Source organism: Clostridium swellfunianum (assembly GCF_023656515.1).
Taxonomy (GTDB): Bacteria; Bacillota; Clostridia; order Clostridiales; family Clostridiaceae; genus Clostridium_AT; species Clostridium_AT swellfunianum.
Genome location: NZ_JAMOFV010000006.1, coordinates 2,693,784 through 2,706,305, shown reverse-complemented (window position 1 = coordinate 2,706,305; position 12,522 = coordinate 2,693,784). Strand labels below are relative to the sequence as shown.

The window sequence follows — 12,522 nt, the reverse complement described above, 5'->3', positions numbered from 1 at the left end:
TGGGCATGGATAAATTAATAATTACAGCTGCAATTTGTGGAGCAGAAGTAACAAAAGAACAAAATCCTAATGTACCTTATACGGTAGAAGAAATAGGAAGAGAAGCGGAAGCAGCCTATAAAGCAGGAGCAAGTATAATTCATCTTCATGTTAGGTATGATGATGGAACTCCTACTCAGGATAAGGAAAGATTTAGACTGTGTATGGAAGAGATAAAGAGGAGATGTCCAGATGTAATTGTTCAACCTTCAACTGGTGGGGCAGTTGGAATGAGTATTGAGGAAAGGCTTCAACCTGTTGAACTTCTTCCTGAGATGGCAACGCTAGATTGTGGAACCTGCAATTTTGGTGGAGACGATATTTTTGTTAATACAGAAAATATGATAAAAGCCTTTGGTGATAAAATGATAAGCCTTGGAATAAAGCCGGAAGTTGAAGTTTTTGATAAGGGAATGATTGATATGGCAGTGAGACTTCAAAAGAAAGGGTATATTAAGGCGCCAATGCATTTTAATTTTGTTATGGGGGTAAATGGTGGGATAAGTGCAGAACCTAGAGACTTTACTTTTATGAAAGATAGTATTCCACATGGCAGCACCTTTACAGTTTCAGGCATAGGGAGAAATGAATTTCCTATGGCGGTGATGTCTATAATCTCTGGAGGTCACGTTAGAGTTGGTTTTGAAGATAACGTTTACTTATCAAAAGGTGTGCTTGCTAAATCAAATGGGGAACTTGTAGAAAAAGTTGTGAGACTTGCTAAGGAACTTGGAAGAGAGATTGCAAGCCCAGCAGAGACAAGACAAATACTTAGCCTAAAAATATAAGAATACAAGAACATAAAAATATAAAAATATAAAAATATAAGAATATAAGAATATAAGAATATGGGGGTTTATTATGGAAAAGGGATGTAAATACGGAACACATAGGGTTATTGAACCAAAAGGAGTGCTGCCTCAGGCTGCGCAAAAAATATGTAATGATATGAATATATACAGCAATGAAATACTTATTGATGTTCAAGCGCTTAATATTGATTCAGCTAGTTTTACCCAATTAGAGCAGGAAGCTAATGGTGATATTGAAAAGATTAAAGCTAAAATTTTAGAGATAGTAAGTGAAAGAGGAAAGATGCAAAACCCTGTGACTGGTTCTGGAGGAATGCTGATTGGAACTATAGCTCAAATAGGCGAAGATTTACAAGGAAGAGATTTAAAAGTTGGAGATAAAATAGCCTCACTAGTTTCACTTTCTCTTACTCCATTAAAAATTGAAGAAATTACAGATATAAAATGTGAGATAGATAGAGTTGAAGTTAGGGCAAAAGCAATATTATTTGAAAGTGGTATTTATGCAAAGCTTCCAGATGATATGACTGAAAACTTGGCGCTTGCAGCTTTAGACGTAGCAGGAGCCCCAGCTCAAGCTGCAAAATTAGTTAAGCCAGGACAAAGCGTATTGGTTCTTGGTGCAGCAGGAAAATCAGGTATGCTTTGCTGCTATGAGTCTATGAAGAGAGTGGGACCAACAGGAAGAGTTATAGCTATGGTTAGAAAAGAGGAACAAGCTAGGAAGCTTTTAGATTGGGGATTATGCCATAAAGCAATAATAAGCGATGCCCAAAAGCCAGTGGATGTTCTTAATAAAACCTTAGATGCGAACAATGGTAAGGAAGTTGATATTTCCATAAGCTGCGTTAATATTCCTAACACAGAGATGTCCTGCATACTTCCTGTTAAGGATGAAGGAATAGTTTACTTCTTCTCTATGGCAACAAGCTTTACAAAGGCAGCTCTTGGAGCTGAAGGTATTGGCAAGGATGTAAATATGATTATAGGAAACGGCTATACAAAAGATCACGCTGAAATAACTTTAGCTGAACTTAGAGAAAGTGAAACCTTAAGAAAAATCTTTGAAGAGTTATATGTTTAATATTTAGTGTGGGGGCTAACTAATATGAAAGTAAATAGAAGACTTGAACTCTTTAGAGACATACCTGATGAACAGTGGAATGATTGGAAGTGGCAGGTTAGAAATAGGATTGAAACTTTAGAAGAATTAAAAAAGTATTTTCCCTTAACTGGAGAAGAGGAAGAAGGGATTAAGAAGTGCTTAGTTAATTTTAGGATGGCAATAACACCTTACTATTTATCTCTTATAAATATAAATGATAAGCATGATCCTATAAGAAAACAAGCAATTCCAACCGCTTTTGAAACCACGAGGTCTGGAGCAGATTTAGTTGACCCTCTTCATGAGGATGGAGATTCACCGGTTCCAGGATTAACTCACAGATATCCTGACAGAGCCCTGCTGCTTGTTACGGATCAATGCTCCATGTACTGCAGGCATTGTACTAGGAGGCGTTTTGCAGGATGTAATGATTCAGCTATGCCTATGACTCAAATAGACAATGCAATAAACTATATTGCAAAAACCCAAGCAATAAGAGATGTTCTTATATCTGGTGGAGATCCTTTACTGCTGTCAGATGATAGGCTTGAGTATATTATTAAAAGACTTAGAGAAATTCCACATGTAGAAATAGTAAGAATAGGATCAAGAGTACCTGTAGTTATGCCCCAAAGGATAACTGAGGATTTGGTTAATATGCTTAAAAAATATCATCCTGTTTGGCTTAACACTCATTTTAATCATCCAAATGAAATTACAGAGGATTCAAAGAGAGCCTGCGAGCTTTTATCTAATGCAGGCATACCACTTGGAAATCAATCTGTATTGCTGCGTGGAGTTAATGATTGTGTTCATGTTATGAAAAAGCTTGTTCATGAGCTTGTTAAGATAAGAGTGAGACCATACTATATTTATCAGTGTGATTTATCCTTAGGACTTAGCCATTTTAGAACTACAGTTTCAAAGGGGATTGAGATAGTAGAAGGGTTAAGAGGTCATACTTCAGGTTTTTGCGTGCCAACCTTTGTGGTTGATGCTCCAGGGGGAGGAGGAAAGATACCTGTTATGCCTAACTATGTAGTTTCACAAGGTTATAACAAGGTAATTTTAAGAAATTTTGAAGGTGTAATAACTACCTATGATGAGCCTGAGTATTATACTCCAGGCTGCAGCTGTGAGGTTTGCAGAGGGGAACGTGAGGCAGTTAGGGTAGGAGTAGCGGGATTATTAAATGACCAGCAAATGGCTCTTGAACCAGAGGGACTTGAAAGGAAAAAGAGAAAGAAGAAGTCGGTCGATGAATTGGCGCTGACGGTCTAAATGAAAAATAGGTACGGAGGTTTATCGTGGGGAATTTTGATTTGATAGATGTAATAAAACAATATAACTCCGTATCTATAATCGGAATGGAGAAAAATGTTGGTAAGACTACTGTTCTTAATTATATCTTGAGTAAAGCTTGGGGGAGTCTTACTCTTGGTGTTACCTCAATAGGACGTGACGGGGAGGATAAGGACAGGGTAACTTCAACAGAAAAACCAAAAATATTTATTGAGAGTGGTACTTATATTGCCACCGCAAAGGAATGTCTTTTTAAGGGAGATATTACTAGAGAGATTATAGAGGCTACAGGAATCCATACTCCCATGGGAGAGGTTATTATTGCAAGAGCGTTGAGTGATGGCTACGTTGAACTAGGAGGTCCTTCTATAAACGCTTATATGAAGGAGATCTGCCATAAGCTTAGTTTGCTGGGGGGCGAACTTATAGTTGTGGATGGGGCATTAGGCAGAAGGACTTCTGCATCACCAGCTATAGCAGAGGCTTGTGTTTTATCAACAGGAGCCTCTCTTAATAGAAGTATGGATAAGGTAGTTGAGATGACGAGCTACATTGTAAAATGCCTATCCTTGAAGCAGGAAATTGATGAGGAAATTTTAAGCCTAGTAAATAATCAACTTCTTTCTTCAAGAGTAGGAATTATATATAAAAATAAGAGTTTTAAGACTTTAAAGCTAGAAACTTCATTGAATGCAGGAAAAAACATAGCTGAAAGCTTAGATAATGGGGTTAGTCATGTGCTTATTAGAGGAGTAGTTTCTGATAAGCTTATAGAAGACACTATTAAGTGTACAGATAAATATAAAGGTGTTGTATTTTTAATTGAGGATGGAACAAAGCTTTTTTTAAAACATGAAAACTTTAATAAATTTGAAAGACTTGGAGGTCAATTTAGAGTAATTGATCACATTAATTTATCCTGCATAACCTGTAACCCAAAGTCTCCATATGGATATGAGTTTGATAGCAGAGCGTTTTTAGAAAAGCTAAGAAAAAATATCAATTTACCCATAATAGATGTCGTTGGGGGCTAAAGAGTTAATACTCTTTTAGTTACCAAGATATGAATAGGAGGGGAATGAGATTAGATTTTTAGATAGCCAGCAGAGAGAGCAGATAGGGTTCTCTTTTATAATAGATAATTTACAGGTTATGACTCCCTTTGGAGTTGAACTGAAAAATGAAATAAAACCTTTTAGGGAAAAGAAAGTCTTAGAACAAGAGTTTAACAATATTGAGGCTTTTATTGGTGCTCTTCTGAAATATAAAGTGAGTATAGACGAGATTGAAAGAGTGTTTTGCAGAGTTAAGGATTTAAGAAATACATTAAGAAGATTAAGGAGTAGTATTACTTTAGATGATGTTGAGTTATATGAACTTAAGTATTTTTCAATTCTGGTAGAAGAAGCAATATCAGCTTATGAGAAAATGAATTTAAATATAAACACTATAAAGTTTGTTCCCTTAAAAGATATAATCCATATATTGGATCCAGACAATAAAAAGCTACCAACATTTTATATATATGATAGTTATTCAGAAAATCTAAAGAAAATAAGAAGTGAAAAAAGAAGACTTGAAGAACAGATTTATAGGGAAAAGGATACTGCAAAACAAATTAAATTAAAAAGCGATAGATTAGAGGTAGTGATTCTTGAAGAAGAGGAAGAACTAAATGTCAGAAAGCGTCTTACGGAAGAACTTATAAGTTATACAGAGGCCATAGAAAATGATATAGAAGCTTTAGGAAAATTAGATATTTTAATTGCTAAAGCTAAGCTTGCTGTAAAATACAATGCAGTTAAGCCGCATATTGCTGAGGATATGAATATTAATTTTAAGGATATGTTTAATCCTGAGATAGTTGAAATTCTAGAAAAGAGGCATAAAAAATTTACTCCTATAAGTATTGAGCTTAATTCAGGTGCGACAGTTATAACTGGAGCTAATATGGGTGGAAAGTCTGTAGCGTTAAAAACTATAGTGTTAAATCTGTTGCTTGGACAATGTGGTTTTTATGTGTTTGCTAAAGAAGGACATTTTCCTGTGCTTGGATTCATATATTTTATTTCTGATGATCTCCAATCTGTTACACAGGGGTTAAGCACCTTTGGAGCAGAAATAGTGGCCTTCAAGCAAGCTGCAGAAGCAGTTAAACATATAAATGGTTTTATGGCTCTTGATGAGTTTGCAAGGGGAACCAATCCTAAGGAAGGCTTTTATTTGGTTAAATCGCTATGCAAGTACTTAAATAACTATAAAAGCATAAGCGTTATTTCAACGCACTATGATGGTACTGCTGAGGATAATATGACTCATTATCAGGTAGTAGGGCTTAAAAATATAGACTTTAATGCTCTTAAAAATAAAATTGACCTAAACAAGAAAAACTCTATTTCTATTATACAGGAACATATGGATTATAGGCTTGAAAAGGTAATTAAGGACCAGGAAGTTCCAAAGGATGCATTAAATATATCAATACTATTAGGCCTTCAAGAGGAAATCATAGATATAGCCAAAGGTTATTATAATTCCTGCGTGCAAAAAAGGGATACAAGGGGCGTAGGAATTAATAATTCATACGTGCAAAAAAGGAATACAAGGGGGATATAGATGAATAGTAAGCTGAATTTGAATTTAGACTTGGTTAATAAAAGCAGACAAGCGGCTCACAAGATAGCACAAGATACCCAAGAATTTATAGACAGGCATACAACAGTAACCGTTGAAAGAACGATTTGCAGGCTCTTAGGAGTTGATGGAGTAGATGAGTTTGGAGTACCGCTTCCTAATGTTATTGTTGATAATATTAAAAGCAATAACGGACTTCCACTAGGAGCAGCATTTTACTTAGGAAATGCTGTAGTTAATACGAAGCTTAGCATACAAGAAATAGCTATCAAAGTTTCTAAAGGGGAGCTGAATTTAACTAAATTACCTATTGTGGATATGTTTGATATAAGGCTTGCTATAGATACCGTAGCAAGGGATACTGTTGAAAAAATAAAGAAGAACAGAAATTTAAGAGGAGATTATTTACAAAGATTTGGTGATAAGGAAGGACCCTATTTATATGTAATTGTTGCTACTGGAAACATTTATGAGGATATAACCCAAGCTGTAGCAGCAGCTAAGCAGGGGGCAGATGTTATAGCAGTTATAAGAACCACAGGTCAAAGCCTCCTAGACTACGTTCCTTATGGGGCAACTACTGAGGGTTTTGGTGGAACATTTGCCACTCAAGAAAATTTTAGACTTATGAGAAATGCACTTGATGAAGTGGGAGAAGAGCTTGGAAGGTATGTAAGACTTTGCAATTACTGTTCAGGACTTTGCATGCCTGAGATAGCAGCTATGGGAGCCTTAGAAAGGCTTGATGTGATGCTTAACGATGCTTTATACGGTATATTGTTTAGAGACATAAACATGAAGAGAACCCTTGTAGATCAGTATTTTTCAAGAATAATAAATGGCTTTGCAGGAGTTATTATAAATACTGGTGAGGATAACTATCTGACCACTGCAGATGCAGTAGAAGAAGCTCATACAGTGCTTGCATCACAATTTATAAACGAGCAATTTGCTCTTTTAGCTGGTCTTCCAGAAGAACAAATGGGGTTAGGTCATGCTTTTGAAATAAATCCAGAGCTTAAAAATGGATTTTTATTTGAACTTTCACAGGCTCAGATGGCAAGGGAAATATTCCCTAAGGCACCTCTTAAATATATGCCTCCAACTAAATTTATGACCGGAAATATATTTAAAGGTCATATTCAGGATGCTTTGTTTAATATAGTGACTATACTTACAAATCAGAAGATTCACCTTCTAGGAATGTTAACTGAGGCTATTCACACTCCTTTTATGTCTGATAGAGCCTTAGCTATAGAAAACGTTAAGTATATTTTTAATACTATGGCTGAATTAGGGGAAGAAATCAATTTTAAGGAAAATGGAATAATTCAAAATAGAGCAAACGAAGTTTTGGAAAAAGCCTGCAGTCTTTTAGAAGATATCCAATCCATAGGGTTATTTAAGACACTAGAGAAAGGGATATTTGCAGGAATAAAAAGACCTATAGACGGTGGAAAAGGACTTGATGGAGTTATAGAAAAGGATAGAAATTATTTTAATCCATTTGTTAGCCTTATGCTTGGAAAGGAGGAAGTGTAATGAGCGGAGGACTTTATTCCACAGACAAAAGAGATTTTGACAAGACTTTAGATTTAACAAAGATAAAACCCTATGGTGATACTATGAACGATGGAAAAGTCCAGATTAGCTTTACTCTTCCGGTTCCTGATGGAGATAAGGCGGTGGAGGCAGCAAAGCTTTTGGCTAAGAAGATGGGACTTGAAGAACCTAATGTTGCTCATCATCATTCTTTAGATAAGGGATTTACTTTTTTCGTTGTATATGGAAGCTTAAATCAAACCATAGATTATACAGCAATAAAGGTTCAGTCTGTAGATATTCACTCCATGAGCATGGAGGAAACTAATGAGTATATAAGGCAGAATATAAAAAGAAAAGTTGTTGTAATTGGCGCTAGTACTGGAACAGATGCGCATACAGTAGGCATAGATGCCATAATGAATATGAAGGGCTTTGCAGGTCATTATGGACTTGAACGCTATGAAATGATAGAAGCTTATAACTTAGGGAGTCAGGTTCCAAATGAAGAGTTTATTAGAAAAGCTATTGAATTAAAAGCTGATGTGATTTTAGTTTCTCAGACTGTAACTCAAAAAAATATTCATATTCAAAACTTAACTAATTTAGTAGAACTTTTAGAAGCTGAAGGGATAAGAGACAAGATAATTTTGATATGCGGAGGGCCAAGAATTACTCATGAGCTTGCTAAAGAGCTTGGCTATGATGCTGGCTTTGGACCAGGAAAATATGCAGATGATGTTGCTACATTTGCTGTTAGTGAAATAGTTAGCAGAGGAATTGTTTAGGTTTATATGTAAAAGCAGGACTTATGCAAAAGCTTAAGTCCTGTTTGATAATACTAATCGAATTTTATCTTTAATATAGGTATTCTTATATAGAATATCGGGACTAAACTTACACTTGTTAACTATAGCCAGAAAGGTTATAGTTTTATTTGCTTTAACCAAATTATTAACAGCTCTGTCTATCTTTTGATTTATGACTTGAACCTCTTTATAATATACAAGCTGTTGCAATATATAGTTTCTAAGCTCAGGATATTTTCTTACAACAAAATTTGTAACCCCGGACTTTTCTGCTACAAGAGCAAAGACAAGCCTTTCGTTAGTTTTAAGCATACTTTCAATAGTGCTGTTTATATCGATTTTATATTCTTCCAAGTCTTTATAATAAATTTCTGTGGTATTTAAACAATTTTCCATCATAAACCACCTTGTTCGACAATCTTTATAATATAATAATATACTATTAGAAGATAATTGTAAATTGCGTGCAGTGCAGGTATTTAAAAGTTTTATAAGTTAGGCTAAAATATAGGTATATTTACATATATACTGTGGAAAAGGTGGATAACTATGAGTGAAACTGTTAATGTTTTAGGTGTATCTTTTAATAAAATCACCATGAAGGAAACTGTTGAAATAATTGAAAGTGAAATAAAAAGCAGTAGAATAAATCCATATCATATTGTAACGGGGAATCCTGAAATAGTTTTAAATTATAAAGAAGATAAAATGTTAAATAATCTTATCAATGAAGCTGACTTGATTACTCCAGATGGAATAGGAATAATATTAGCTTCAAAATGGAAAAGAAATAGTCTTCCAGAGAGAGTTCCAGGCTCAGATCTATTAATAAATATTTTAGAAAAAGGCAGTGAAGAAGGCTGGTCTTTTTACTTTTTAGGCACTGATGAAGACACTAATAAAAAGGCTGTAGAGAATATACGAGCTAAATATCCCAAGGTTATTATAAGCGGAAGGCATGATGGATTTTTTGATAAGGTGAAAGAAGAAAATATAATTGAAGAAATCAATAAGGCTAAGCCAGATATCTTGGTGGTAGCACTAGGCGCTCCTCGTGCTGAAAAGTGGATTTATGAGAATAAGAGTAGGCTTAATACAAAAGTAGCTATTGGTGTAGGGGGGATGCTTGACGTTATTGCTGGGAAGGTAAAACGTGCTCCACTTATATGGCAGAAGATGAATCTTGAATGGCTTTACAGGCTGCTTCGTCAACCCTCCAGATGGAGAAGACAGCTTGCTCTACCTTTGTTTGCTTGGAAGGCATTTTGCGAAGCTTTAAGCGAAAATAGTTTAAAGAAAAATTAAATATTAGCGTTACTTATATTTCCAGTTAGGGAAATAATTATAGTCCCTCAAAATTGATTTCTCTTACGTATAGTATTATAAGGAGCGTAGGCATTAATCATACTTGCGTTTCGAAAATACTACAATAGCAATAACAATTAATACCTGTTATTAAGTAGTATGAGGAACAGATGAGGCGAAGCGGTTAATAATCGCTAAGCACAGTATAAGGAGTACAGGAGGCATAGTAATTGATAATTACTATGTACAGTATGAGGAATACAGGAGGGACACATATGATTAAGTACTTAACGCAGCATGTCAACCATAAGAGGTTTTTCTCAGAGCTTAGGGAAGATGAGATTTTCATGTATTCATATGTAGATTTTACATGGGAGCAAATAATTGAGCTGGCTGAAGAAAATAAAGTTAAGCTAGAATATATTCAAAAAGGAACAGATGAATATAAGATGTATGGAGAATGCTCTGCAAGAGTTGTAGATATAAAAGGTAGAGTATTCGAATATAGGATTGGTTCAAAGGAAATTGTTAAGATTGAAGCAAGAGATGAAGAAAGTGCACGAGTTAAACTCATTGACTATTTATTTAGTGAGGACTATATTATATTAGAGAAAAAATCAGCAAGTTAATTAAAGACGCTTTTTTAAAAAAGTGCAAATGGGATATACAAAATATTTAATAGAATAGATGCAATCAAGTTTTTTAATCTCGCCTAGGTTGGCGGGATTTTTTTTATATTTATTAGTATAATATACTTATGGAATTATATGGACTAAATTGATATGAAAACATTCGTAGAGGCAGGTTGAACATGAAGAAGAAATTAAGTATAAAATTAATTGTTATCATGCTTTCTCCAATAATATTTATAGCAAATATTATCACTAAAAGGTACCCCAAATTTATTGAGAACTATTACTCTACATCGGCTAATAAAGGTATAAGACAATTGCTGAGTTTAATAACTAGCATCTTTCCTACATCTCTAGCTGAGTTCTTAATACCTTCTTTATTTTTAATTTTAATTGTAGGCTTTATTTTTCTACTAGTTAAAATAAAAAAAGGTGGGTTTTCGGAGCAAGTAATTAATTTATCAACTTACGTTTCGGTGTTGTATGTTCTATTTATGGTTCTTTGGGGATTTAATTACAATAGGCTTTCCTTTGATAAAATAGCAGGATTAGAGATAACAAGATCTTCAAAGCAGGAGCTTTATGATCTCTGTGAAAGCCTTATAGACAGAGCTAATACATTGAGGGGAAAGGTAGAAGAGAACTCACAAGGAGTAATGACTGTTTCTGGTGGTTATAAGGATGTTTTTAAGCGAGCGCAAAAGGGATACGATAAGGCTGCAAAGTTATATCCAGAGCTTGGTGGAAAATATGGACCGCCAAAGAAAATATTAGTATCAAAAAAGATGTCCTATACAGGAATAACAGGAATATACATACCCTATACAGGAGAAGCAAATGTTAATATCAACATAACAGATTACATGCTTCCAAACACTGCAGCTCATGAGATGGCTCATCAAAGAGGCTTTGCAAGAGAGGATGAGGCAAATTACATTGCTTATATTGCCTGCACGATGCATCCTGATGCAGATTTTCAGTACTCAGGAGTAATGCTTGCTATTGTTTATTCTATGAATGCCTTAGCTGATGTGGACAGGGATATGTATAAGCAGCTTCTAAAAAGCTATACTCCTGGAGTTAGAAGGGATATAAATAATGATATAGAGTTTTGGCAGAAATATAAAGGAAAGGTTGAAGAGGTAGCTAATAAAGTAAACAACACCTATTTAAAATCTAATGGTCAACAGGATGGAGTACAAAGCTATGGAAGAATGGTAGATCTTCTGCTTGCTGAATACAAAAAAGAAAAATAAGCACAGGAATAAAGTGTGCTTATTAATAGTCATTTTTATCAGGGCGAGTACTATATTTGGTTTCGTAATCTAGGGGTGGTCTTGAAAGATTCGTTAAATTTAAGTGATCTATACTCACAAAATCTGCTGCTTCACCAACCCTATCAAGCCAACTAAAAAACCTTGATGTTTTTGCATTTTTATTCATTTATCATCACCAATAATATGGTATGTAAAAAAATAAAAAATATAACAGGTAGGAGGGATAAAATGAATTTTATAAATAAAATGGATAATGCAAGTGCGAGAGAAATATCTAATTGGAAATATGAACATCCATATTCCATGTATAGTATGGATGGAAGCGAAGAATGTATAAATGAACTTTTAGATGGTTCATACTATGTTGTTAACAACGCAAAGCTTGAAATAATAGGATTTTATTGCTTTGGTCAATCAGCTCAGGTGCCAGCAGGTATCAGGAGTGGAGTTTATGAAAATAAAAATTTTATAGATATAGGGTTAGGGATGAATCCTGATGTTTGTGGAAAAGGAAAAGGCTATGATTTTATAAGTAGGCAAATAAAGTTCGCTGAGTCCCTATTTGGAACATATAGACTTAGACTCACTGTTGCAGAATTTAACAAGAGGGCTATTAGCGTTTATACAAAAGCAGGTTTTAAGCAAGTAAACGATTTTAGTAGAACTAATGAACAAGGAACTACAAAGTTTATAGTTATGAAGCTTGCATAATTTTCTGGATTTTATATTTACTTTGTACATAATTGGTGATAGAATCTATAATAATATATAACACTAGTGTATATAATTTATATTAAAGCAATGAAGGAAGCTTAAATTAATACTATATTTTAGAGAGCCGATGGATGGTGTGAATCGGTGTATAGTTTAATTGATCCACTTCCTAAGCTTAGGTGAAAAGCTGATGGCTTGTGCCCTTTATAGCACTGTTGAGAGGTCATGTTAATTACAATTTTAATATGACAATTAGAGTGGCAACGCGGGATATACTCCCGTCTCTGTTTTAATGCAGAGACGGGAGTTTTTTGATTTTTTAAAATTAAATGTATGAAGGTTATAGTCTTA

13 protein-coding genes and 1 other annotated feature are annotated in these 12,522 nt (G+C 34.5%); of the genes, 11 read left to right on the top strand and 2 right to left on the bottom strand.

From position 1 onward, the window contains the following. The first annotated feature begins 5 nt into the window (after positions 1-5). The 7 genes from kce to kamE all read left to right on the top strand — a co-directional run bounded on the left by kce (position 6) and on the right by kamE (position 8,222). A complete protein-coding gene (kce, locus tag NBE98_RS12915) occupies positions 6-827 on the top strand; it encodes a 3-keto-5-aminohexanoate cleavage enzyme (RefSeq protein ID WP_250815394.1) in 822 nt (273 codons plus the stop codon). Between the two features lie 73 nt (positions 828-900). Continuing rightward, a complete protein-coding gene (gene kdd, locus NBE98_RS12910; RefSeq protein ID WP_250815393.1) occupies positions 901-1,935 on the top strand; it encodes an L-erythro-3,5-diaminohexanoate dehydrogenase in 1,035 nt (344 codons plus the stop codon). A gap of 24 nt (positions 1,936-1,959) precedes the next feature. Then, positions 1,960-3,237, top strand: a complete 1,278-nt coding sequence (gene kamA / locus NBE98_RS12905; protein WP_250815392.1) for a lysine 2,3-aminomutase — start codon at positions 1,960-1,962, stop codon at positions 3,235-3,237. Between the two features lie 26 nt (positions 3,238-3,263). Then, on the top strand, positions 3,264-4,292 hold the full coding sequence (gene kamB / locus NBE98_RS12900) for a lysine 5,6-aminomutase reactivase subunit KamB (protein WP_250815391.1): 1,029 nt from the start codon (positions 3,264-3,266) through the stop codon (positions 4,290-4,292). Positions 4,293-4,341: 49 nt separating this feature from the next. Beyond that, positions 4,342-5,874, top strand: a complete 1,533-nt coding sequence (gene kamC, locus NBE98_RS12895; RefSeq protein WP_490016185.1) for a lysine 5,6-aminomutase reactivase ATPase KamC — start codon at positions 4,342-4,344, stop codon at positions 5,872-5,874. Then, positions 5,875-7,434 carry a lysine 5,6-aminomutase subunit alpha gene (gene kamD / locus NBE98_RS12890; RefSeq protein ID WP_250815389.1) on the top strand — a complete coding sequence of 520 codons (1,560 nt, stop codon included), beginning with the start codon at positions 5,875-5,877 and terminating at the stop codon, positions 7,432-7,434. Continuing rightward, positions 7,434-8,222 (top strand): lysine 5,6-aminomutase subunit beta, encoded by a 789-nt coding sequence (gene kamE, locus NBE98_RS12885; RefSeq protein ID WP_250815388.1) that lies wholly within the window; start codon positions 7,434-7,436, stop codon positions 8,220-8,222. Before kamD ends, kamE begins: the two co-directional genes overlap by 1 nt. Positions 8,223-8,255: 33 nt before the next feature. Here the strand turns inward: kamE and NBE98_RS12880 are convergent, their stop codons facing one another. Beyond that, the gene (locus NBE98_RS12880; protein ID WP_250815387.1) at positions 8,256-8,639 is read right to left on the bottom strand and encodes a hypothetical protein; all 384 of its coding nucleotides are present in this window, start codon (positions 8,637-8,639) and stop codon (positions 8,256-8,258) included. A 153-nt stretch (positions 8,640-8,792) separates the two neighbouring features. Here NBE98_RS12880 and NBE98_RS12875 point away from each other — a divergent pair, with 153 nt between their 5' ends. The 3 genes from NBE98_RS12875 to NBE98_RS12865 all read left to right on the top strand — a co-directional run bounded on the left by NBE98_RS12875 (position 8,793) and on the right by NBE98_RS12865 (position 11,436). Next, the gene (locus NBE98_RS12875; protein ID WP_250815386.1) at positions 8,793-9,548 is read left to right on the top strand and encodes a WecB/TagA/CpsF family glycosyltransferase; all 756 of its coding nucleotides are present in this window, start codon (positions 8,793-8,795) and stop codon (positions 9,546-9,548) included. A gap of 275 nt (positions 9,549-9,823) precedes the next feature. Then, positions 9,824-10,177, top strand: a complete 354-nt coding sequence (locus NBE98_RS12870; protein WP_250815385.1) for a hypothetical protein — start codon at positions 9,824-9,826, stop codon at positions 10,175-10,177. 182 nt (positions 10,178-10,359) lie between these two features. After that, the gene (locus tag NBE98_RS12865) at positions 10,360-11,436 is read left to right on the top strand and encodes a DUF3810 domain-containing protein (RefSeq protein ID WP_250815384.1); all 1,077 of its coding nucleotides are present in this window, start codon (positions 10,360-10,362) and stop codon (positions 11,434-11,436) included. 22 nt (positions 11,437-11,458) lie between these two features. Here NBE98_RS12865 and NBE98_RS12860 read toward each other — a convergent pair whose 3' ends face one another. After that, complete coding sequence (locus NBE98_RS12860; RefSeq protein ID WP_250815383.1) at positions 11,459-11,623, bottom strand: hypothetical protein; 165 nt, start codon at positions 11,621-11,623, stop codon at positions 11,459-11,461. Between the two features lie 62 nt (positions 11,624-11,685). Between NBE98_RS12860 and NBE98_RS12855 the strand changes: the two genes are divergently transcribed. Beyond that, entirely contained in the window at positions 11,686-12,168 is a 483-nt protein-coding gene (locus NBE98_RS12855; RefSeq protein ID WP_250815382.1) for a GNAT family N-acetyltransferase, read from the top strand. An 81-nt stretch (positions 12,169-12,249) separates the two neighbouring features. Then, positions 12,250-12,460, top strand: a binding site (T-box leader). Positions 12,461-12,522 lie beyond the last annotated feature (62 nt).